The following is a 21,686-nucleotide window of genomic DNA, read 5'->3' as shown; positions in this document are numbered from 1 at the left end:
TTCCAAGCGGCGCGTACCCAGCATCGCGGCATTCAGCCTGTCGCGCCGGCCCTCGATCGCCTGCATCGCCTGAGCGTTCATCGCGGCATCAGGGACGCGAGCTGGGCGATGACATCATCAATCCGCTTCGTCCGGGAGTACGTGTCGAACAGGTCTACCTCGACTCCTTTCCGGTTCGTCGCTTGCGCTTCTGCGGTCACGTACACGAGAGGTGACTCGTTTCTGCAGATGAACCACACGGAGAAGGCTGGCTCCGTCACCGTGTTCATCGGTCCGCCACCCTTCGGTCGTTCGATCCGGACATCCTTGAACCGTTTGATGAGCTCGTGGCGACGATGAGGCTGATCCATGTCGTCGACCAACGCTGCGCCATCGACGCTCCACCTATGTCGATCCATGGCGTGAGCCTGAAGGAACCCAGCCAGCGCCCGGTATGCGAGGGTCCGCCGGGTCGTCGGTGGCAGTTGCGCGACACGCGGAAGCCCGAACCACTCCGACACCCTCCGTACGAAATTCCGGCGATCGGCAACGGAGATCCACTCCATCAAGAAGGCTGGCCACACATCCTCTTCAAGGTCAGCCACGAGCCGATGGGCGCTGCCCGTCGAGTTGCGGTTGAACTCGATCCATCCAGCTCCATCCAGCCTTGCAACACGAAGGCAGTCGTAATCGACGCCGACGATAGGCACCGCATCGAGGATGAAGGTGTCCTGCGGATAACGCCGGCAGATCTCCGAAGTGATCCTCCAGGATGCAGCGTTCCGGAGGTTCCTGTTCGCGAGCGTCCCGAGGACACCCCCATCCTCCCCCTCGAACTTGCCCTTCATCTGGTGCCTCCTGTCGTCCGGGGCCTGGCTCACTCAGAACCGGTCGAGATCCAGAAGGCACGTTCGGGACACGCGTCCTCCGCCTGCTCATATGGCTGTCCGCAGAGGGCGCACAGAAGGTTGGTCGAGCGAGGACGGACGTCCAGACCCTCCATCGGTGCAGGGTCTGCCCACCCCGCTGCCTCCTCCGGTGTCATGGCGACGGTCATCATCGAGACCCAGCGGTGGCGGGCCGGCCGATCCAGCGGTCCGGGGCAGCCATCGACCGTGTCGACGTAGGGCGCGTCGCAGATCAGACACACGACCTGGGCGATGTTCAGCTCGAGCGGCGCGTCGGTGGCGCCGTCGAGCGTCGCCCATTCCAACGCCTGCGCGTCGGTGAACTCCGCGGTCCCCAGTCCCATCCATCTGTGATCGCGCATCGCTGAGACTCCTAGCTGTCGGAGAGGTTCCGGCGACACCATGTCGAGATCGTCGGGAGGTCCTCGAGGGACGTCGGGATCGAGAACGACTGATCGATGTGACGCGGAAACACGATCATCCGCGCGTCCCACCCCTTGTGCATCGTCACCTTCTTGTCGTTCGCGATCTTGAGGGCGTGCAACAGCGGATCGTCGGACTCCGCTCCGAACTTCCTCACCGGGACGCCAGCAAGCATCAGGATCGGGATCGGCTCCTTGTTGGGCAGCACCGTCGCGTTCCGGTTCGCGACCAATCCGAGGTGCCTCATCTGGGAGTAAACGTCCCCATAGGCCGGGCCTAGGTCTCCGAACGCCTCGAGGTAGCGCTCGAGCTGACCGAGTACCGCGCCCCCGATCTCCTTGTTGCCGACAACCTTGAGCTCCGCGAGCCCCAGCCTGGACGACCCCACGTCGAGCAGCATCAGGTCCAGCTGGTCCTGGCCTCCGGGACCGGCGACCTGACGGTCGAGGACCGCCACGGGGCCACCCACCCCTTGGTTGTCACGGATCACTCCAGCCTCGAACCGGAGTTCAGGGATCTTCGTCGCTGCCTTGACGGCGCGACGGTCCTTCACGCCGGCGATGTACTCGGGCAGCCTGGCCGGATCCATCTCGGACAGTGAGGTCGGCCACCCTGGCACGGGCGCGTCGCTGGCCGACCCGATCTGGAGCCGGCCGGTCGAGACCACGACGTGGAACACGACGAAGCCTTCCCAGTAGACGTCCACGGTCTTGCCGCGTAGGAAGATCGACAGGGAAGGGTCGGCTCGACAGTACTGAAGGAGCGCTGTATAAGAGGGCTCCTTCTCGAACTTCTCGAGACCAGCCGTGCTCAGCGCTCGGTTGAACAGCTTCTCCGGCATCGGGACTCCTTTCAGACCTTCCACCACTCACCGTCGGGGTGATGCTCGACGTGTTCGAACAGATCGTCGAAGCGGTCGGCGCCGAAGGAGTGGATCGGCACGACACGTTCCGGCGCCAGCGCCTCGGCGAGCCGCTGCAGGTCATGGATCGAGGCGTGTCCCGACGTGTGCTCGATCGTCAGCGGGATCCCCCGCTCCTCGAGGAAGGCAAGCAGCGGCTTCTGCTTGTCGTCCTTCAGATACCCGGGCCACATCGACCAGATGAGATGTGCTCCGGTGAAGCATCCGACCTTGTCGAGCCTCGTGGCCATCGGCATACCGAACGACACCACCCAGCGGGACGGGTCTTCTGCGAGCTCCTCCTCGAACACGCGACAGGACTTGATCTGGTCCACCCGGTCGAACTGGCCGGCCTCCTTGACCTTCGCCTGTTGCCAGCCCGGCACGAACACGCGGACGAACTCCCAACCCGCCTTCGGGATGTTCTCGTTCCCGGTCGCCTCCGCGATCGAGGCGCCGTACAGGGTCATGACGAGGGTCCGGCCGGTGTGCTTCGCGGCTCGGTACAGCGTCACGAGCCGGTCGATGTTCTGAGCCGAGTACATCGCGAGGACCATGCCCGGCGTGTCCTTGAACAGCTCGACACACGCGTGCTCGACGTCGGTCTCGGTCGAGGTCGGCTCGGTTGCCTCACCATTGTCTGCGGGGCGGATGTTGGTCCCCTCGGTCAGCAAGACGTCGATATCCTTCGGCGGTTTGCGCAGGAGCTGCTCGAAGATGCCCGCCTTTCGACCGTGTCCGCGGATGTCGCCGGTGTAGAAGAGCCGTCGTCCGTCGGCCTTCACGAGGAGCGAGTAAGCGTCGAACGCGCTGTGGTCGTTCAGGAACGGCGTGATGCGGAAGCCGCCGAGCTCGAACGGCTCGCGATGGGAGAGGGACCCTGCGGGGGTGCGCGTGAGGCCACTGACCCAGAACGCGGCATCCTTCAAGATCCGGTGTGTCGCCTCGCCCATGTACAGCGGGACGCTCGGAAGCGTCTTGTCCACGAGCCCCCAGTGGTCCTGGTGCGCGTGGGTGATCACGACACCCTTGAGGGCCGGGTCCTCCTCGATGAGACCATCGACCGCCGGCACCGTGGGCTCTTCACCCTCGACAGTGACGAGCGGCGCCCCAACGTCGAGCACGAGTCGGTCACCGTCAGCACTTTCCACCTCGACGCAGCTGCCCCCGATCTCGTGCGCGCCGCGGTGGATCCGGACCTTCATGCCAGTTCCGATCTGGTTGAGCCTGAACGCATCCTACGCGCCAGCAATGACACTCCGTCAGGCGTCAGACCTCCTGCTCATGGCGTCGGAGGCAACGGATACGTTGTGTTCGATGGGCCTCCACGAATCGATCGGCGCGATGGTCGGTGCGGGCATCGGCACGATGCGCTCGCATCTCGACAAGGACGCATCGGTCCGGATCGCCGATGAGGTCTCCGATGTCCTGGCCACGCACCCAGCCGACCTCCCTGGTGCGGTAGGCGGTCGGCTCGATGTCGGTGAGGCGAGCGAGTTAGCGGTGCTCGGGGCGACCAAGGGAGTCTCGACGTTGCGGCTCCGGGACCGTCTGCTCCTCACGAGGAGCAGACCGCTCACGGACCGAGACCTCGTGATGCGTGCCGTCGTCGCCGATCTCGGACACGACGGCGCCGACGCGACGGGATGGCCCGCCGCCGAGTACCTGGTCCCCTACTACATGAAGCGGTATCGGCCGTCGGGCTTCGTTACCTCGCTCCCCCAAGACCCAGGCGTTCTCGTCGGGGACGTGGCGGCACTGGCCGACGTCGAGTTTGACGCGGTCGTCTCGCTGTGCCGGATGGGGACGCACGACGTACCCCACGACTTCGACCACCTCGAAGTGTGGCTGGTCGACGACGACGAGCCGGCGGTGAACCCCAACCTTGCTTTCGTGCTCCGGGACGTGGCCGAGACGATCGCCAACTTCCGCGATGAGGACAAGCGCGTAGAGCTGCTGGCCCACCTCGTCCAGGCCCTCGCCCCCGTACCGGGCCGAGTAGTCGCCTGCGACGGCTCCGGGCAGCGCCGCGGCGATGTCGTCGAGCAGGTAGCCACGCTGGTCGGTGTCGTTGACCACGCCCCAGTTCTGCTCACCGGGCAGGAGCTGGGCCAGGCCCCGTCCGGCATCGTGGATGGCCGAGCCGCCCAGGGAGGCGATCCCCTCGCCCATCTCGCCGAAGTCGCCGAAGAGGTTCTGGAGGAACCCGAACAGACCCGATTGGCCCCCCTCCTCGTCGATCAGAGGCAGGTTGGCCGTGCTGGAAGAGCCCCACGGAGAGTCGGAGCTTGAGCCCCAAGGATTCGTAGCCATCTAGCGGCGGTTTCCTTCCTGTGTCAGAATCGGAGGATGCAAACGCTCCTCCGGGTAGCTGCGGTAGGTGTGCTCGCCCTGGGATTCGGGACGGCCGCGCTCCTGCCCGAGCGCTCCTACATCGATCCCGTCGAGCAGACCCAGTACGAGAATCTGACGGCCTCGTGCGCGGCCAAGGCAGCCGCCGGCGAGGGAGATTGCCTGCTCTGGACTTCCCCGCCGAGCCCCGTCACGGATCGGCAGAGCGGGATCCGGCTCTTCGCGGCGAGCGGTGGGGTTCTGATCGCGCTGGTGCTCCTGGGGGTCTCTCTGTCGGGAGCGGGTCCTGCGGTTCCTGCCCGGCCCGACGCTAGAACTGCGGTCCGAACGGGTTGACGACCCGGTTCCCGACACGCATCGCGTTCTGCAGGTACTGATTCGCGAGGCTTGCGAGCCCCCTCTCGCGTAGTCGCCGGAATGCTCTCGATCGCGTCGCATCGTCACAGCCTCTTCCCTAGAGTCGAGCGTTCTAGGAGCTGCGGGAATCAGAATCGTGCTTCGCAAGCAACTTCGCGACCTCCGGGTTCGCGTAGAGGTCGCGAAGTCGAAATCTCGGAAGGGGAGGGCCAGGAGATCGACGAGGTGATCTGGGACAGGGGCTATTCACAGCTGAGGCCGGAGACCACCGTCTACCCACTGCGCAGCGCGGGGATCGAACACACATTCCGCCCGCATCGCCACCAGCGGGCGAGCAAGCCGTTCGCCGACGGCGTCCTGATGATCGAGGGGCAGCTGTTCAGCGACCACGTGCCAGAGGAGCTGCGCGGCGAGCTGCCGATGCCGCCGATGGGGTCGGGGCCGAAGGAGACCACGCTCTACGAGGAGGCGTTCAACCGGCGCGCCCGGTTCCGCTACCAGCGCCACGTCAAACCCGACACCGACGGCACGACGCGCTGGCGGTGCCCGTTCAGCTCGGGGTACCTCCGCTCGCGCGCGATCCCGCACACGATGCGGCGCGCGCCCACGGTCCCGATGGTCGACCTGCCCGAGGGCAGTGCCTGCTGCCCCAAGACGATCACTGCGTCCGCGGAGGATCTGGTGTGGTGGCAGACCCTGCCGCCCGGCACGACCGCCTGGCGGAAGTCCATGGGCCGGCGCCAGGTCGCCGAGGCGGCCAACGCAGGGCTGAAGGGGGGGTTCGTGAACATCGCGCGGAAGAACATCAGGGTGATGGGCCTCGTCAAGACCGCGGTGATGCTCACCTTCTCCGCCGTCGGCTACAACCTCGACCGCATCCGGTCCTTCGTCGCCCGCGCCAAGGCCTCCGCCTCGGCCAAGCCGGTCCGGGCGAGGCGGCGTACGGGGACCCTCCCGCAGTTGCTCGGACACGCCGACGAGGTCGCCTCAGGTCGCGACCCGCCGCCCGACTAGACGGTCCCGCTCCACCGGCTCCCCCCACCGCTCCTTCAAGGGCGTCACGAGCATGCCTCGTGACGCCCTTCGGCATGTTCGAGCAGCTCCGGAGAGCCGATCCTCTTGCGCATCGTGTTCCGAACGGACCCGGCGCCCTCGATCAGGGTTCGCGGACGCTTCCTAAGGGGGTTTCGAGATGACACGGCGCGTAGTTTCGAGAACACCCCTCGGTGGGAGGAGAAGGATTCGAACCTTCGTAGGCTACGCCGGCGATTTTACAGACCGCTCCCTTTGGCCGCTCGGGCATCCTCCCGGGTGATCGACCACGGATTCTAGCGCACCGTCGCCCTCGCTCCCGGTCGGCTACTATCCCGGGCGATGGCGAGTTCATCTTCTTTCGACGTCGTCTCCGAGGTGGAACTGCCGGAGATCACGAACGCGGTCGACCAGGCAGCGCGCGAGATCGCGCAGCGGTTCGACTTCAAGAACACCGAGACGACCGTGAAGCTCGAGGACGACACCACGGTCCAGCTCGAGTCCTCGACCGAGGACCGCCTGGTCGCCGCGCTCGGTGTCGTGAAAGACAAGGCCGTCAAGCGCAAGATCTCCCTCAAGGCGCTGCAGGAGGGCCCGGTCGAGTCGGCCGCCAAGGGTCATTCTCGGCAGAAGGTCACGATCACCACCGGTATCCCGGAGGACAAGGCCAAGGCGATCGTGAAGGCGCTCAAGGGCAGCGGGATCAAAGTCCAGAGCCAGATCATGGGCGACCAGGTCCGCGTCACCGGGAAGAAGCGGGACGACCTGCAGGCAGCGATCGCAGCGCTGAAGGACCAGGACTTCGGCCTCCCCCTGCAGTTCACGAACTACCGCTGAACATCGGGCTCGTCCAAGCCATCGATCACGACGAAACCCCCAGGTGAGAGGCCGGCGACTGCGGTCACGGACCTTGCCGCGGCCCGGGGTCGCGGGTACCCTCAACTGCCACGAACGGGAGGGTGATACCACGTGGACGTCGAACGCCTGAACGCCAAAGCACGGGAGATCGCCGGGAGCGAAACCGAGAAGCTCCTGGCCAGCACCTCCAAGTCCGCGGCGCTGTACGAGCGCGCGCACAAAGTCCTGCCGTACGGGGTTCCGTCCACGTTCCAGGCGAACGACCCCTATCCGATCTACCTCTCGCACGGGAAAGGCCCGAAGGTCTGGGACGTCGACGGCACCGAGCGCCTCGACTTCCACAACGGGTTCGGATCGATGGCAGTGGGTCACGCACACCCGAAGATCGTCGAAGCGATCGAGAAGCAGGCGAAGCTCGGCACCCACTTCGCCGCTCCGACCGAGGTCACCGTCGAGTACGCCGAAGCGCTGGCGGAACGATTCAACTGCGACATGGTCCGCCTGACCCAATCCGGGACCGAGGCGACCGCCGACGCGATCCGCGTCGCACGCGCGTACACAGGCAAGTACACGATCCTGAAGATCGAAGGCAGCTATCACGGGCACCACGACGCCGTGATGTTCTCGGTCGTCCCGAACTCGGACATGATGGGCGGCCGCGACCTCCCCGCGTCGACCCCGATGTCGAAGGGGATCCCGCCCGAGATGGCCGAGCGCGTCAAGGTCGTTCCCTTCAACGATCTCGAGGCCACTAAGAAGATGCTGGACGAGTTCGGCGACGAGATCGGCTGCATGATCCTCGAGCCGGTGATGATGAACATCGGCATCGTCGTTCCCGAACCGGGCTACCTGCAGGGACTCAAGGACCTGTGTGAGGCCGCAGGCGTCGTCCTGATCTTCGACGAGGTCAAGTGCGGTGCCACGATCGCACATGGCGGCGCCGCGGAACGCTTCGGGACCCAACCGCACCTGTCGGCGTGGGCCAAGTCGATCGGCGGCGGTCTCGTGTCCGGCGCGTTCGGCGGGCAGCGCGAGATCATGGACACGATCGAACACGGGGCGGCGCAGATCGGCACCTACAACGGCAACCCGCTCACCTGCGCCGGCGGCGTCGCGGCACTGCGCGAGGTCCTGACCAAAGATGCCTACGAACACATGGGCAAGCTCGGAACGATGCTCGCAGAGGGCTGCCAGCGGGCGCTCGACGAAGCGGGCATCCCCGGCCACACGGTCGACCTCGGATGCAAGGGCTGCGTGTCGTACCGAGCCGAGCCGTTGCGCAACTACCGCGACTTCCTCGAGACGAACACCGAGATCTACTACGCGTCGTTCCCCTGGATGGTCAACCGAGGCATCTTCATGACCCCCGGCGACGAGGAGCAGTGGACCCTGTCGGTCCAGCACTCCGAGTCCGACATCCGGACTTACGTCGAGGCGTTCGGCGAGTTCTGCAGCGAGCTCTCTTCATAGGAGCGTGCACCGCTACACGGGCGAGATCGACGCGCTGTCCCGTGAGATCGACGCGTCGATCCGCGAGCGGATCTCCCAGCCACAGCCGCTGGATCACCCCCGCTCGCTCGAAGAGCTGACCGCCGCGGCGGGCACGACGATCACCCCCGGTGGCCTCGGGGGGGACGAAGCTCTGCGGATCTGGAACGAAGTGCTCGCACCCGCGTGTGTCTCGACCGATCACCCGGCGAACCTCGCGTTCGTTCCGGCCGCTCCGACGAAGTCCTCGATCCTGTTCGATCTCGTGGTCGGGGCGTCGTCGATCATCGCGTCGGCGTGGATCGACGCCTCAGGTGTGATCTACGCGGAGAACCAGGCGCTGCGATGGATCTCCGATCTCGTCGGGCTCCCCACCGAGGCGGGAGGCGTGTTCGTCTCCGGCGGCTCGGCCGCGAACCTGTCCGCGATGGTCACCGGCCGACACACGATGCAGACGCGTCGCGAGGCCGCCGGGCGTGAACGGCCCGCGCGATGGAAGGTGGCGGCTTCCGATGCGGTCCACTCATCGGTGATCACCGCGTGCCGGGTGATGGACGCCGAGGTGCTGGCGGTTTCCGTCGACGACCGTGGGCGGATGACGGGCCCCGCTCTCGAGGCCGCCCTCGACGCGGCGGGGGCCGGCGTCGATGACCTGTTCGGCGTCGTCGCCACGGGTGGGACGACGAACGCCGGCATCGTCGACGACCTCGAGGGCATCGCCGAGGTCTGCTCGCGGCGAGGACTCTGGTTCCACGTCGACGCCGCGTACGGTGGCGCGGCCCTGGTCTCGGATCGGACCCGGAGTCTGTTCGCGGGGATCGAGCACGCGGATTCGGTCACGATCGACCCGCACAAGTGGCTGTTCGCCCCGTTCGACTGCGCCGCGCTGGTATATCGCGACCCGTCACTCGCTCGGGTCGCGCTCGCGCAGGAGGCCTCCTACCTGGACACCGTGACCGAGGACCGGGAGTGGTCACCGATGCACTACGCATACCACCTGACCCGGCGGGCGCGCGGGATGCCGTTCTGGTTCTCGCTGGCGGTCCACGGGACCGACGCCTACCGGGAGGCGGTGGACCGTGTCCTCGACATCACGGCGGCGACCGCGGAGGAGATCCGGTGGCGCGACGAGCTCGAACTCGTGCTCAGCCCGGAGCTGTCGGTCGTGTTGTTCAGGCGACACGGCTGGGAAGGCTCCGACTACGACGCCTGGAGCGCGAAGCTGCTCCGCGACCAGATCGGCTACGTGTTGCCGACCACTTGGCGCGGGGAGAAGGTGGTGCGCATGTGTTTCGTCAATCCGGAAACCACGCTCGACGACATCCGGCCGATCCTCGACACGCTCCGCGGCTGAAGCAGGTCACCGAGATCCGGACATCGCAGCGCAGACGCCCAGTCGGAACACCCGCTGAAGCTTCTCGAACACGGCCGGCGCGACGGTCGGCGTCGTCTGCCTGTTGACCGACACGACCACCGAGCGACGCCCATCGCGCGACGCCGCGATGAACTGCGTGTACCCGAAGATGCTGCCCGTGTGGCCGTACATCGTTCCGCACGACGTCGAGTACCGGAACACGGCCAACCCGGCGTGGTTGTCTCCCGGGCCGGGGGGGTCCGAGTCGCCGGGGATGAAGTCGAACTGCGCCTGTTGGGTCGTTCGGTCGAACAGGTCTCGTCCGATGTAGCCGCGGACGAAGCGGTCCTGATCACCCGGGGTCGAGACGATGCCGCCCGACGCCCACGCGTAGCCGGCGGCGGCCAGCTCACTGACGTCCTCAGGAGGGTTCCCCGGGGGCTGGTAGCCGCGGATGTACGGGCGGGGCATCTCGACTCCGCGCGGAAGGCTCGTGTGTAAGAGGCCGAGCGGCTTGCGGACCTGCATAGTGAGCTCCCGCTCGTACCGGCGCCCGGTGGCAGCCTTGACCATCAGGCCGACGACGATGTTGTCGGAGTTGGAGTACTGGTACTGCGTTCCCGCATCGAAGTCGAGCTCGTCGCCGGCGTATCCCAGCAACTGTCGTGGAGGCAGCGGATCCTCGAGATGGTCGGCGAAGTAGTCGAGGAAACCCAGGTCCGCCGTGTAGTCGGGAAGGCCGCTCGTGTGATGCAGCGCCTGGCCGAGGGTCACCTCTCCCCAGTCCGGTGGCGCCCACGGGAGCAGGTCGGCGACCGTGTCGTCTAACGACAGCGCGCCCTGTTGCACCAGGGAGAGTGCGACGCCGCCACTGTAGGCCTTCGACGTGCTGGCGATCCGCATATGCATGTCGGATCGCATCGCGGCGCCGGTCTCAACGTTCGCGACACCTGAGGTGAACACCCGACGGTTCGACCCTCGGTGGATCACCACGATCGCACCGCGTGGGCCGTTCGGATCATCGACGAGGTCGCGCAGGGCAGCCTTAAGCCGGCGCGCAGATGGCTGCGGAACCGATCCGGCGCCGGCGGGGACGAAACTCGCACTCAGCAGCAGCACCCCGAGGAGCACGAGGATGGAACGCCGGGCCCTCACGGAGCGGACGTGCCCTGGAGCTGGGTCTTGACCTGGCGGAGCCGTTCGACGCGTTCGTCGGTCGGCGGGTGGGTCGAGAACAACCGCGCGAACGAGGCGACCCCTCCCCGCGACCGCCGTCCCGAGAACGGATTCATGATGAACAGGTGCGCCTCGGCCGGGCTGACGCTCGCCGGTACGGGAACCTGCTTGGCGGCCGCCTCGATCTTGCGCAGCGCGCTCGCGAGGCATCGGGGTCCCGCGAGAGCAGCGCGCCGGACTCGTCGGCCTGGTACTCGCGCGAGCGCGACACGGCCATCTGGATCAGCGCGGCGGCCAGCGGCGCGAGGATCCAGGCGAGCAGCAGCCCGAGCGGGTTCTGGTCGTCGCTGCCGAAGAACAGCACGAACCGCGCGAGGAAGGTGATGCTCATCCCGATCGCGGCGGCGACCGACGAGATCAGGATGTCGCGGTTCGCCACGTGGGACAGCTCGTGGGCGAGCACGCCGCGCAGCTCCCGCTCGTCGAGCACCTGGAGGATGCCCTTGGTGACCGAGACGGCGGCGTTGCCCGGGTTGCGCCCGGTCGCGAAGGCGTTGGGCTGGGCCATGTCCGAGACGTACAGGGTCGGCATCGGCATGTCCGCCTGCTGGGTGAGCTCCCGTACGGTCCGGAAGTAGTCGGGGTACTCCTGTTCGGTGACGGGCTTGGACCGCGTGGTGGCGATCGCGATCTTCGCGGAGAACCAGTACATCGAGAAGTTGAAGACCAGGGCGATCGCGAGGGCGATCGTGGCCCCGTTCGTTCCGCCGAGCAGCCCGCCGACCAGGACGAACAGACCGCCCAGGCCCGCGATCAGGATCCAGGTCTTGACGCGGTTGATGCCGATCATCGTTGTGGTTCCTCCTGCGTCGGGGCGGTGTCCCGAGCACCTTTCATGCTCCCACAGACCCGCGGGAACGGAGGCGCTGGGAGCGACGCCTCAGCCGCCGACGAGACCCGACATCGAGGGGAACTTCGCGACGAGGTCCGGGTAGATCCCGATCGCCAGCACACCGAGCGTGGCGATCAGCACGACCCCGCCCACGAGCACCGGCGTCCGCATCGGCGTGACCGGCTCCCCGGCGTCCGCGAGCTCACCGTCGACGAGGAGCATCTGCTTGGGGATCACCAGGTAGTACACGAGGCTGATCACCGAGTTCACGAGCATCACGACGGCCAGCCACGGGCCGACTCCACCCGCGTCGATCGCCGCGCGGAAGATCACGAACTTCGCCCAGAATCCACCCGTCGGCGGGATCCCCGCGAGGGAGATCATGAACACGGTCATCGCGACGGCGAGCACGGGAGCACGGCGCACCAGTCCGGCGAAGTCCGATATCAGCAAGCCGCGGGAGCCGCGCGACATCGCGATGACGACCGCGAACGCGCCCAGGGTCATGACGGAGTAGATCAGGATGTAGACGATCGCGGCGCTGAACGCGGCATCGTTCACGCCCGGGTCGTCGACCGACACGAGGGCGAAGGGCAGCAGCATGTACCCGGCCTGAGCGATCGACGAATACGCGAGCAGCCGCACGACCTGTGTCTGGCGCAGCGCGATGAGGTTGCCCAGCGTCATCGTCAGGATCGACAGACCGGCGAAGATCGGCGTCCAGAACTCCGCCTGGTTCACGAAGGCAACGAACATCAGCTGCAGCAGACCGGCGAACCCGGCCGCCTTCGAGGCCGTCGCGAGGAACGTGGCCACCGGCACCGGGGCTCCCTCGTAGGTGTCCGGCGCCCAGAACTGGAACGGCACCGCCGACACCTTGAACGCGAACCCGACGACGACGAACAGGATCGAGGCCACCGCGAGACTCTCGGCGTTGCCGAGCGGACCCGCGAGCGCCGCAGCGATCTCGTTCAGCCGCGTCTTCCCGCCGGTGATCCCGTAGATCATGCTCATCCCGTAGAGCATCACCGCGGTCGACAGGACGCCGATCAGGAAGAACTTCAACCCGGCCTCGTTCGATCGTGGATCGGCCTTGCGGAACGCGGCGATCAGGAACCCGGGCGCCGATACCAGCTCTAGCGCGAGGAACAGCATCAGCAGATCGCGCGAGCTCGGCATCAGCAGGCAGCCGAGGAACGCGGTTAGCAGCAGGTAGTAGTACTCCCCCTGGTAGTACCCGCCCTCGCGGAAGTAGCGCAGCGAGAGCGCGAGCACGGCGATCGCCACGATCAGGAAGAACACCTTGAACAGCACGGCGAAGTCGTCGACGACGAACATCCCCCCGAACGTCGAGCGCGTGTCGCCGACGAGCGTGAGGGTCGCGGCCAGCGCCGCGATCGCCCCGAACAGCCCGAGCCACATCACCGCCCACGCCCGGCGTGCGGGCAGGAACGCGTCGACCATCAGGACGAGCAACAGCGTGCCCGAGATGATCAGCTCGGGGAGGATCGCGTGGTAGTCGATCGCCTGCATCGTTAGAAGAAGGCCTTGAGGGGTGTCATAAGGGCATCCACGGCTTCCTCGGTCGCGCCGAAGATCAGGCGCGGGTACACGCCGAGGACGAAGATCAGCGCGATCAGCGGCAGCCACGAGATCCACTCCACCGTCACGATGTCGCCGAACTTCGCTTCCTTCCACTTCGTTGGCAGCTCACCGAAGTCCACGCGCTGCAGCATCCACAGGAAGTACGCCGCGGTGAGCACCGTCCCGATCCCGGCCGCGACCATGAAGCCGCGGAACAGGCCGGCGTCCAGGCCCGGGGCGGGGTCGTAGGCCGAGAGCAGCGCCATGACCTCGCCCCAGAACCCGGCAAGACCGGGCAGGCCCAGCGAGGCGATCGAGACGAGCGCGAGGATCCCGCCGATGATCGGCAGCTTCTGCATCATGCCCCCGCCGATCTCGGCGATCTGGCGCGTGTGGTAGCGGTCGTAGAGCGAACCGACCGTGAAGAACAGCATCCCGGTGATCACGCCGTGCGCCACCATCCCGAAGATCGCCGCGTTGATGCCCACGGTCGTGAGCGTCGCGATCCCGAGCATCACGAAGCCCATGTGCCCTACCGACGAGAACGCGATCAGCCGTTTCAGGTCTCTCTGCGCGAGGCACGCGAGCGCCGCATAGACGATCGCGATCGCCGCCAGCAACCCGATCCACGGTGCGTAGGTCCTCGCGCCCTCGGGCAGCAGCGGCAGAGCGATCCGGATGAACCCGTAGGTCCCCATCTTCAGCATGATCCCGGCAAGCAGCACCGAGCCGACCGTCGGCGCCTCGGTGTGGGCGTCGGGCAACCAGGTGTGGAACGGCCACATTGGCACCTTGACCGCCAGGCCGAGCGCGATCGCGCCGAACGCGACGAGCTGGAACGTGCGGGAGAAGCCGTCGTTCGCGGCGAACTCCTGCAGCTGGATGATGTCGAAGCTGTTCCCAACGCCTTCGATGTTCGAGCGGAAGTACATCGCGAGGAAGCCCAGCAGCATGAAGATCGAGCCGAACAGCGTGTAGAGGAAGAACTTGATCGCGGCGTACTCGCGGTTGGCCCCACCCCACGTGCCGATCAGGAAGTACATCGGAACGAGGACGAGCTCCCAGAACACGAAGAACAGGATCAGGTCGAACGCGATGAACGTCCCCGCCATCCCCGTTTGGAGCAGCAGCATCAGGCCGATGAACGCCTTCGGCTTCCCGGGCGCGGGGAGCCACTTCCACGTGTAGATCGCGCACAGGAACGTCAGCAGGTAGGTCAGGACGAACAACGGCATCGAGATCCCGTCGATCCCGATGTGGTAGCGCGCGTTGATCACCGTGATCCACGACGTGTTCACCTCGTACTGCAGGCCGGGGGCGCCGTAGTCGAAGTCGAACATCATCACCGTGACCACCACGAGGGCTGCGCCGGTGAACAGGATGCCGAGACCGCGGATCAGCCGATCCCGATCCGACGGCACGAGCGCGATCACCAGCGCTCCCACCACCGGTAGGAACACGGCGATCGAGATCGCCCAGTTCTCCCACCCGCTGTTCATCGGCTCTCTCCCATGTCTGCTTGGCCTTCCCTCAGACTCTCGTCATGACGATGGCAAGAGCGACGACGCCGACGAACAGGAACACGGCGTAGCGCTGCACGTTGCCCGATTGCAGATAGCGGAGCAGACCACCGGTCTCACCGGCGCCCCGTCCGATCACGTTGACGGCGCCGTCGATCACGGTGCGGTCGAACCACGCGACGGCCTCTCCCAGGCCGCGCGTGAGTACCGCCAGACCGTTCACGATGCCGTCGATGATGTAGGTGTTCGTCCAGTTCACCGCGGAGGCCAGCGTGTATTGCACCGGCCGGACGATGCCCTTCATGTAGAGGTCGTCGATGTACAGACGACGTTCCAGGGCCGTGTAGATCGGCCCGAGCTTGGTCAGCGGATCCCGCTCGCGGTAGCCGCGGTACAGCGCCATCGACACGGCGACCCCGATCCCCACCGCGACGAGCGAGACGAGGGCGTAGCCGATCGAGAAGTCCTCGGTGACGTGTTCGCGGAAGAAGACCCAGTCGCCGAACGCCCCGTTGAACTCGATGAACCCGAGATCGAGGTTCGGAGCACCGAGGAATCCGATCGCGATCGAGGGGATCGCGAGAATCACGAGCGGGGTCGTCATCACCCTTGGAGACTCGTGCGGATGCGCGTGCCCGCGATACGAGCCGTGGAAGGTCAGCAGCAACGCCCGGATCATGTAGAAGGCGGTGAGTCCCGCCGTCGCCAGGGCGGCTCCCCAGATCAGGTACTCGCCCTCGGTCCAGGCGACCGTGATGATCTCGTCCTTCGACCAGAACCCGGCGAACGGGGGCACCCCCATAAGCGCGAGCGTCCCGATCAGGAACGTCCAGTACGTGATGGGCATCTTCTTCCGGAGTCCACCCATCTCCGACATGTTGTTCGTGTGCACCGCGTGGATCACCGAACCCGCACAGAGGAACAGCAGGGCCTTGAAGAACGCGTGCGTGAACATGTGGAACAGCCCCGGCGTGTACCCGTGGCTGCCGAGGCCGAGCGCGGCGACCATGTAGGCAAGCTGGGAGATCGTGGAGTAGGCGAGCACCCGCTTGAGGTCGTCCTGCACCAATGCAAGCACGGCGCCCAGCAGCATCGTGATCGCTCCGACGATGCCCACGACCGTGATCGCGGTCTCGCCGTCGACGTAGATCGGGAACATGCGGGCGATCAGGTAGATCCCGGCGACGACCATCGTCGCGGCGTGGATCAGCGCCGAAGCGGGCGTCGGGCCGGCCATCGCATCGGGCAACCACACGTGCAGCGGCACCTGGGCCGACTTGCCGACCGCGCCGCACAGCAGCAGCAGGCCGGAGACCGTCAAGACCGTTCCCGTGATCGCTCCGGCCTGCGAGGCCTCGAGGATCGTCGGGATGTTCGAGGTGCCCACGGCGACGATCAGGACGAAGATCCCGAACATGAAGCCGACATCGCCGAAGCGGGTCGTCAGGAACGCCTTGTTCGCGGCGTTCGAGTTCTCCTTGGATTCCCACCAGAAGCCGATGATCAGGTACGACGCGATCCCGACCAGCTCCCACCCCACGAGCAGCTGGATCAGGTCGTTCGCGATCACCAGGTTCAGCATCGCGGCGGTGAACAGCGAGAGCAGCGCGTAGAACCAGGGGAACCGGGGATCGTCTTTCATGTAGCCGATCGAGTACAGGTGCACGCAGAACGACACGACCGCGACCATCGTCACCATCACGGCGGTCAGGCCGTCGACGAAGACGCCGACCTCGAGGGTGAACGAGCCGCTGCCGAGGAAGCCGACCGGCGAGAGCTCCCAGCCCTTCTCGTAGGCTCCTCCGCCGTCGACGAAGTGGAACAGCACCAGACCGGCCATCACGACGACCGCCGAGATCGAGATCATGCCGAGGTCGGCACCCTTGCCGGGCAGGCGCTTGCCGAACAGCACGATCAGCAGCGCGGCGACCGCCGGGACGAGCGGGAGGAGCCACGCGTACTCGAGGAACCCGGGCGAGGTCGCCGCGGAGGTCGCGTGGCCGCCGGCCTCGGTCGCGAGCAGACCTACCACTTGAGGAGGTTCACCTCGTCCACGTTGATCGTCTCGCGGTTGCGGTAGATCAGGATCACGATCGCGAGCCCGATCCCGACCTCCGCGGCCGCGACGGCGATCACGAACAAGGCGAAGACCTGTCCGGTGACGTCCCGGAGCGCCGCCGAGAACGCCACGAGGTTGATCGTGACGGCGTTCAGCATCAGCTCGATCGACATCAGCACGAGGACGCCGTTACGTCGTGCGAGCACGCCGTAGACGCCGGCCGAGAACAGGGCGGCCGAGAACAGCAGCAGCAGCGGCAGGCGGATCACTGCGCGTCGTCCTTCCTCGCCAGCACGATCGCCCCGATCAGCGCGGCGAGCAGCAGGAACGATACCGCCTCGAATGGCAGCACCCAATCACGGAACATCGAGTCGCCGACCTGCGCGGCCGTCGTCGCCTGCAGCTCGATCCGATCGGCGGCGTCCATGCTGAAGGCGTCCTGGATCAGCAAGACCAGCCCGGCGAACACCCCGAGACCGACGATCGCCGCGACGCCGCGCTGCTGGTTGTCGAGCGTGTCCCGCCCGATCGGCGCCTTCGTGAGCATGAGTCCGAACAGGAACAGGATCACGATCGACCCCACGTAGATCAGGATCTGGACGCCCGCGACGAACTCGGCCGCGGTGACGAGGAACACGCCGCCGACCGACGCGAGCGACACGACGAGGTAAAGCGCGCCCCTGACCACGTTCCTGGTCGTCACGACGCGGATCGCGGAGAAGGTCCCGACGAACGCGAGGACGGCGAACGCGTATTCCTGGGCGGAGACCTCCACCTACGCCGCTCCCTCTTCATCACCCTGGGGAGCCGTGGCGCCCTCCTCGAGGGCCGGCGGCGGAAGGACCTTGTAGGTCCACTCCTCCAGGCGTTCCTTCTCGTGGGTGAGCTCGGCGATGCCGTACTCCGCGTAGTCGAACGCCGGGCTCCAGAACAGGGCGTCGAACGGGCAGACCTCGACGCAGATCCCGCAGTACATGCACAGGGCGTAGTCGATCGCGAACCGGTCGAGCACCTTCGCCGACCGGGCGCGGCCACCCCCCGCGGGATCGTGCGACTCCTTGTGGGCGTCGATGTAGATGCACCAGTCCGGGCACTCGCGCGAGCACTTGTAGCAGACCGTGCAGTTGCTCTCCTTCAGGGCGATCACGCCGCGGGTGCGCGCGGGCAGATCGGGCTGCACGTGCGGATACGCCTGCGTGACGGCCGGAGTGAGCAGCGTCTTCAGGGTGACGCCGAGACCCTTCAGCAGGCCTTGGCCCCCGCCGGTCTTCTTGGCCTCCTCGGGCATCTTCTCGATGTCTGCCATCTCGCTCCCCCTCTCCGGTGTACTAGTACGCGACCTTCAACACGGCGACGACCATGATCTGCAGCAGTGCCAGCGGGATCAGCGCGAGCCAGGCGAACCGCTGGAGCTGATCCTCGCGCAGCCGCGGGAACGTGGCCCGCAGCCAGATCACGACGAACGACAGCGCGGCGATCTTGCCCGCCATCCACAGCGGCGCGGGGATCGCGCCGAGCCCCGGCAGCGCCCGGTACCCGCCGAGGTAGAGCACCGACGCGATCGCCGAGAACACGACGATCGCCCCGTACTCGGCGAGCAGGAAGAACGCGAACTTCAAGCCGGTGTATTCGGTGTAGGCCCCGAAGATGATCTCGGAGTCGGCGATCGGCATGTCGAACGGCGGCCGCGTCATCTCGGCCAGCGCCGCCATCATGAAGATCACGAAGCCGATCGGCTGCGTGGCGACGTACCAGAAGCTCTCCTGCATCTCGGTGATGCCGATCAGCGACATCGTTCCCGCTTGCATCACGATCGCGGCGGCGGCGAGCACGAGCGGCAACTCGTAGGCGATCAGCTGCGCGGCCGCGCGCAATGCGCCGATCAAGGAGAACTTGTTCGCGCTCGCCCATCCGGCCATCAGCACGCCGATCACGCTCACCGAGCTCAGCGCCAGCAGGAAGAAGATGCCGAGGTCGAGGTTGATCGCGAACACCGTCGGGCTGAACGGGATCAGCACCACCAGGACGATGTAGGGAACCATCGTCACGGCCGGCGCGAGGGAGAACACCGTGCGGTCGGCCGCCTTCGGGACCACGTCCTCCTTCTGGATGAACTTCACCCCGTCGGCGACGAGCTGGGCCCAGCCGTGGAAGCCACCGGCCTCCATCGGTCCGAACCGCGCCTGCATGTGCGCGAGCGTCTTGTGCTCCATGTAGCCCACGAGCAGCGGCGCGACGAGGAAGAAGCCCAGCACGACCGCGGCCTTCACGATCGTGGTGAGCCAGACGTTGTCGAAGTCGAAGACGCTCGTGCCGGCCTCGGTGGCCAGCAGGGTGAATGGGGCGGCGACCTGCTCGATCACTCCGCGTCCCCGTCTTCTTCGCCCTCGGAGTCCCCCGGCCAGGGCTTGGCCACCCGGCTCATCAGGACGAAGTCCTTGCGCAGCGGGTGCCCTTCGAACTGCTCGGGCAGCAGCAGGTTGACCGGCTGGGGATGCCCGGTCACCTCGATCCCGAACATCTCGATCAGCTCGCGCTCGTGCCAGTTCGCGCCGGCGTACAGATCGCTGATCGTGTCGATCGCCGGTGCCTCCCGGGGCAGCGGGACCTTGAAGCGCACGTTGTGGTGCAGCTTCGTCGAGTACAGGGCCGTCACGACCTCGAACCCGTCCTCGCCCCGGTCGACGCCCCCGACGAAGTCGCAGTAGTCGCAGGCCAGCTTCGGTTCGTCGCGGCAGAGCTTGATCGCTTCGTGGTAACGCGAGGCCGTCACCCCGAACACGGCGTGTCCGAACGAGTCCTCTGCGCCCAGGAGGTCGTCGCCGAGTTGCGCTCGGAGGCGCTCGGTGATCTCAGGAGGAGACAGCGGGGGCGCCACTGGTGCCACTCCACTTCTCCTTGATGTCTTCCTGACCGATCTTCTCCTGCAGCTTCACGATCCCGTGGATCAGGGCCTCGGGACGGGGAGGGCATCCGGGGACGTACACGTCGACCGGGACGATCTGATCGACACCCTTGGTGACCGAGTACGAGTCCCAGTAGGGGCCGCCGCAGTTCGAGCAGCTGCCGAACGAGATCACGTACTTCGGGTCGGGCATCTGATCGTAGACGCGCTTGAGGGCGGGCGCCATCTTGTCCGTGAGCGTTCCTGCGACCACGAGCAGGTCGGCCTGGCGGGGTCCGTGCGCGAAGGGGATCACCCCGAGCCGGATGAAGTCGTGCTTGGCCGCCGAGCCGGCGATGAACTCGATCGCACAGCAGGCCAGACCGAAGTTCATGACCCACAGGGAGTACTTGCGACCCCAGTTCAGCAGGAACTTGACGGGTTTGACCTTGTGCAGCGGAGAGCCGTCGATCACGCCCACCTCAGCACCCCCTTCCGCCACGCGTACACGAGGCCGACGCCGAGGATCCCGATGAACAGACCCATCTCGACGACGGCGCTCCAACCGATGTTCTCGAAGGTCACCGCCCACGGGAACAGGAACACGCTCTCGACGTCGAAGATCACGAAGAGGAACCCGTAGATGTAGTAGCGGACCTGGCTCTGCGCCCAGCCCTCGCCCACCGGGTCGATGCCGCACTCGTAGGTCGTGAGCTTGCCGTAGCTCGGGCGGCTGGGAGCGATCAGCTTCGCGGCGCCGAAGGCCACGGCGACCAGACCCGCGCCCGCGACGATCACGGCGACGACGACCCCGTAGCTGTTGTAGTAGGTGTTCACGAGCTCGCGAGATCCCTCCCCAGCATCTCGGGCGCGGAGTCTAGCAGCGCCGTGCTCACGCCTGCTCCGCGCCGCATCGGGCCGCGAGGAAACTCGCGAGCTGCACCAACGCGGTGCGCGGCGTGCCGTCGGGCAGGCGCGCCGCCAGGTCCTTCGCGCGGCGGACCTCGCCCGTCACGGCGGCCCGGGCGTGGTCGATGCCGTCGCCGGTCCGGATGATCTCCAGCGCCCGATCGAGCCGCTCGCCGTCGGGAGGACCGCCCGAGAGCAGCCGGGACAGTTCCTCGCGCTCGGGGCCGGTGGCCAGCGCGTGCAGCACCGGGAGCGTGTAGACGCCCTCCTTCATGTCGACGCCCGGTTCCTTCCCGAGCTCGAGCTGGGTGGCGGTGACGTCCATGATGTCGTCCGAGAGCTGGAAGGCCATGCCGACGGCCTCGCCGAACGCCTCGAGGGTGTCGACGGTGTCGGGCGTGGCATCCGAGAGCATCCCGCCCAGGCGGCAACTCGTGGCGATCAGCGACCCGGTCTTGCGGCGGATGATCTCCATGTAGCTGTCCTCGGGCTGGTCCACGTTCCCGGATGAGTCCACCTCGCGGATCTGGCCGTCGCACAGGATCGCGATCGTGCGTGCGAGCAGTCGGCAGACCTCGGTGCCGAGATCGGTGGAGATCTCCGAGGCGCGGGCGAACAGGTAGTCGCCGGTGAGGATCGCGACCGTGTTGTCCCAGCGCGAATTCGCGCTCGGGGTACCGCGCCGCGAGTCGGCCTCGTCGATCACGTCGTCGTGGTACAGGGTCGCCAGGTGCACGAGCTCGATCGAGACCGACCCGGGGATCAGCCGGTGGTCGGTCGGATCGCCGAAGTAGCCGGCGAGCAGGACGAGCATCGGACGGAAGCGCTTGCCCCCGGCGGCCAGCAGGTGGCGGGAGGTCTCGGCGAGCAGGTCCGAGTCGGCTCGGACCGCTTTCTCGAGCGCTTCCTCGACGCGATCGAGCCGCCCGCGGATCTCCCGCTCGAGCACGGGGTCGGGGGCCTCCAGCCCGGGGATCACGCGGCGGCTCACGGGCGCCAGCCTCCCACAC

Annotated in this window: 22 protein-coding genes, 1 tRNA gene and 1 pseudogene; 6 read left to right on the top strand and 18 right to left on the bottom strand. The window is 66.7% G+C overall.

The features are described from left to right. Window positions 1-77: 77 nt before the first annotated feature. From WEF05_05385 to WEF05_05370, 4 genes are read right to left on the bottom strand one after another with little or no spacing between them, the layout of a single operon-like run. Window positions 78-827 carry a hypothetical protein gene (locus tag WEF05_05385; protein MEX1101324.1) on the bottom strand — a complete coding sequence of 250 codons (750 nt, stop codon included), beginning with the start codon at window positions 825-827 and terminating at the stop codon, window positions 78-80. Between the two features lie 29 nt (window positions 828-856). Next, the gene (locus tag WEF05_05380) at window positions 857-1,249 is read right to left on the bottom strand and encodes a hypothetical protein (GenBank protein ID MEX1101323.1); all 393 of its coding nucleotides are present in this window, start codon (window positions 1,247-1,249) and stop codon (window positions 857-859) included. 11 nt (window positions 1,250-1,260) lie between these two features. After that, the gene (locus WEF05_05375) at window positions 1,261-2,151 is read right to left on the bottom strand and encodes a hypothetical protein (GenBank protein ID MEX1101322.1); all 891 of its coding nucleotides are present in this window, start codon (window positions 2,149-2,151) and stop codon (window positions 1,261-1,263) included. An 11-nt stretch (window positions 2,152-2,162) separates the two neighbouring features. After that, window positions 2,163-3,416, bottom strand: a complete 1,254-nt coding sequence (locus WEF05_05370) for an MBL fold metallo-hydrolase (protein MEX1101321.1) — start codon at window positions 3,414-3,416, stop codon at window positions 2,163-2,165. A 298-nt stretch (window positions 3,417-3,714) separates the two neighbouring features. Between WEF05_05370 and WEF05_05365 the strand changes: the two genes are divergently transcribed. The 3 genes from WEF05_05365 to WEF05_05355 all read left to right on the top strand — a co-directional run bounded on the left by WEF05_05365 (window position 3,715) and on the right by WEF05_05355 (window position 5,934). Continuing rightward, window positions 3,715-4,503: a hypothetical protein gene (locus tag WEF05_05365; GenBank protein MEX1101320.1), complete on the top strand. Its 789-nt coding sequence runs from the start codon at window positions 3,715-3,717 to the stop codon at window positions 4,501-4,503. 57 nt (window positions 4,504-4,560) lie between these two features. Beyond that, window positions 4,561-4,899, top strand: coding sequence for a hypothetical protein (locus WEF05_05360; protein MEX1101319.1), 339 nt, complete (start codon window positions 4,561-4,563; stop codon window positions 4,897-4,899). Window positions 4,900-5,145: 246 nt separating this feature from the next. Then, window positions 5,146-5,934, top strand: a complete 789-nt coding sequence (locus WEF05_05355) for a hypothetical protein (GenBank protein ID MEX1101318.1) — start codon at window positions 5,146-5,148, stop codon at window positions 5,932-5,934. 213 nt (window positions 5,935-6,147) lie between these two features. Here WEF05_05355 and WEF05_05350 read toward each other — a convergent pair. Next, a tRNA-Tyr gene (locus WEF05_05350) sits at window positions 6,148-6,229 on the bottom strand. A 65-nt stretch (window positions 6,230-6,294) separates the two neighbouring features. Between WEF05_05350 and WEF05_05345 the strand changes: the two genes are divergently transcribed. From WEF05_05345 to WEF05_05335, 3 genes are all read left to right on the top strand, one after another. After that, window positions 6,295-6,789 carry a YajQ family cyclic di-GMP-binding protein gene (locus WEF05_05345; protein ID MEX1101317.1) on the top strand — a complete coding sequence of 165 codons (495 nt, stop codon included), beginning with the start codon at window positions 6,295-6,297 and terminating at the stop codon, window positions 6,787-6,789. 132 nt (window positions 6,790-6,921) lie between these two features. Further along, complete coding sequence (locus WEF05_05340) at window positions 6,922-8,280, top strand: aspartate aminotransferase family protein (protein ID MEX1101316.1); 1,359 nt, start codon at window positions 6,922-6,924, stop codon at window positions 8,278-8,280. Between the two features lie 4 nt (window positions 8,281-8,284). Then, window positions 8,285-9,652 (top strand): pyridoxal-dependent decarboxylase, encoded by a 1,368-nt coding sequence (locus WEF05_05335; GenBank protein MEX1101315.1) that lies wholly within the window; start codon window positions 8,285-8,287, stop codon window positions 9,650-9,652. Window positions 9,653-9,658: 6 nt separating this feature from the next. Here the strand turns inward: WEF05_05335 and WEF05_05330 are convergent, their stop codons facing one another. From WEF05_05330 to WEF05_05270, 13 genes and pseudogenes are all read right to left on the bottom strand, one after another. Beyond that, window positions 9,659-10,807, bottom strand: a complete 1,149-nt coding sequence (locus WEF05_05330) for a serine hydrolase domain-containing protein (protein MEX1101314.1) — start codon at window positions 10,805-10,807, stop codon at window positions 9,659-9,661. Further along, a pseudogene (locus WEF05_05325) lies at window positions 10,804-11,678 on the bottom strand (zinc metalloprotease HtpX). The gene WEF05_05330 and the pseudogene WEF05_05325 overlap by 4 nt, the downstream one beginning before the upstream one ends. Before the next feature lie 90 nt (window positions 11,679-11,768). Then, window positions 11,769-13,253 carry an NADH-quinone oxidoreductase subunit N gene (locus tag WEF05_05320; GenBank protein ID MEX1101313.1) on the bottom strand — a complete coding sequence of 495 codons (1,485 nt, stop codon included), beginning with the start codon at window positions 13,251-13,253 and terminating at the stop codon, window positions 11,769-11,771. Window positions 13,254-13,255: 2 nt separating this feature from the next. Further along, window positions 13,256-14,803: an NADH-quinone oxidoreductase subunit M gene (locus WEF05_05315; protein MEX1101312.1), complete on the bottom strand. Its 1,548-nt coding sequence runs from the start codon at window positions 14,801-14,803 to the stop codon at window positions 13,256-13,258. Window positions 14,804-14,834: 31 nt separating this feature from the next. Next, window positions 14,835-16,856 carry an NADH-quinone oxidoreductase subunit L gene (gene nuoL, locus WEF05_05310; protein ID MEX1101311.1) on the bottom strand — a complete coding sequence of 674 codons (2,022 nt, stop codon included), beginning with the start codon at window positions 16,854-16,856 and terminating at the stop codon, window positions 14,835-14,837. Next, window positions 16,850-17,152 (bottom strand): NADH-quinone oxidoreductase subunit NuoK, encoded by a 303-nt coding sequence (gene nuoK, locus WEF05_05305; protein MEX1101310.1) that lies wholly within the window; start codon window positions 17,150-17,152, stop codon window positions 16,850-16,852. Before nuoK ends, nuoL begins: the two co-directional genes overlap by 7 nt. Beyond that, window positions 17,149-17,658 carry an NADH-quinone oxidoreductase subunit J gene (locus WEF05_05300; GenBank protein MEX1101309.1) on the bottom strand — a complete coding sequence of 170 codons (510 nt, stop codon included), beginning with the start codon at window positions 17,656-17,658 and terminating at the stop codon, window positions 17,149-17,151. Before WEF05_05300 ends, nuoK begins: the two co-directional genes overlap by 4 nt. Continuing rightward, complete coding sequence (locus tag WEF05_05295; protein MEX1101308.1) at window positions 17,659-18,171, bottom strand: 4Fe-4S binding protein; 513 nt, start codon at window positions 18,169-18,171, stop codon at window positions 17,659-17,661. A gap of 40 nt (window positions 18,172-18,211) precedes the next feature. After that, window positions 18,212-19,156, bottom strand: a complete 945-nt coding sequence (gene nuoH / locus WEF05_05290; GenBank protein ID MEX1101307.1) for an NADH-quinone oxidoreductase subunit NuoH — start codon at window positions 19,154-19,156, stop codon at window positions 18,212-18,214. Window positions 19,157-19,242: 86 nt separating this feature from the next. Continuing rightward, complete coding sequence (locus WEF05_05285; protein ID MEX1101306.1) at window positions 19,243-19,770, bottom strand: NADH-quinone oxidoreductase subunit C; 528 nt, start codon at window positions 19,768-19,770, stop codon at window positions 19,243-19,245. Further along, the gene (locus WEF05_05280; GenBank protein MEX1101305.1) at window positions 19,736-20,269 is read right to left on the bottom strand and encodes an NADH-quinone oxidoreductase subunit B family protein; all 534 of its coding nucleotides are present in this window, start codon (window positions 20,267-20,269) and stop codon (window positions 19,736-19,738) included. The genes WEF05_05285 and WEF05_05280 overlap by 35 nt, the downstream gene beginning before the upstream one ends. Beyond that, the gene (locus tag WEF05_05275) at window positions 20,239-20,604 is read right to left on the bottom strand and encodes an NADH-quinone oxidoreductase subunit A (GenBank protein MEX1101304.1); all 366 of its coding nucleotides are present in this window, start codon (window positions 20,602-20,604) and stop codon (window positions 20,239-20,241) included. The genes WEF05_05280 and WEF05_05275 overlap by 31 nt, the downstream gene beginning before the upstream one ends. Before the next feature lie 55 nt (window positions 20,605-20,659). Further along, window positions 20,660-21,667 (bottom strand): polyprenyl synthetase family protein, encoded by a 1,008-nt coding sequence (locus WEF05_05270; protein ID MEX1101303.1) that lies wholly within the window; start codon window positions 21,665-21,667, stop codon window positions 20,660-20,662. Window positions 21,668-21,686 lie beyond the last annotated feature (19 nt).

The organism is Actinomycetota bacterium, from assembly GCA_040881665.1.
Lineage (GTDB): Bacteria > Actinomycetota > UBA4738 > UBA4738 > HRBIN12 > JBBDWR01.
This window is presented reverse-complemented; position numbering and strand designations above follow the sequence as displayed.

Excerpts from the sequence above, each read along its gene's own strand:
- WEF05_05385 (MEX1101324.1), bottom strand. The coding sequence starts at position 827 with ATGAAGGGCAAGTTCGAGGGGGAGGATGGGGGTGTCCTCGGGACGCTC.
- WEF05_05380 (MEX1101323.1), bottom strand. The coding sequence starts at position 1,249 with ATGCGCGATCACAGATGGATGGGACTGGGGACCGCGGAGTTCACCGAC.
- WEF05_05375 (MEX1101322.1), bottom strand. The coding sequence starts at position 2,151 with ATGCCGGAGAAGCTGTTCAACCGAGCGCTGAGCACGGCTGGTCTCGAG.
- WEF05_05370 (MEX1101321.1), bottom strand. The coding sequence starts at position 3,416 with ATGAAGGTCCGGATCCACCGCGGCGCGCACGAGATCGGGGGCAGCTGC.
- WEF05_05360 (MEX1101319.1), top strand. The coding sequence starts at position 4,561 with ATGCAAACGCTCCTCCGGGTAGCTGCGGTAGGTGTGCTCGCCCTGGGA.
- WEF05_05345 (MEX1101317.1), top strand. The coding sequence starts at position 6,295 with ATGGCGAGTTCATCTTCTTTCGACGTCGTCTCCGAGGTGGAACTGCCG.
- WEF05_05320 (MEX1101313.1), bottom strand. The coding sequence starts at position 13,253 with ATGCAGGCGATCGACTACCACGCGATCCTCCCCGAGCTGATCATCTCG.
- WEF05_05315 (MEX1101312.1), bottom strand. The coding sequence starts at position 14,803 with ATGAACAGCGGGTGGGAGAACTGGGCGATCTCGATCGCCGTGTTCCTA.
- WEF05_05295 (MEX1101308.1), bottom strand. The coding sequence starts at position 18,171 with ATGCCCGAGGAGGCCAAGAAGACCGGCGGGGGCCAAGGCCTGCTGAAG.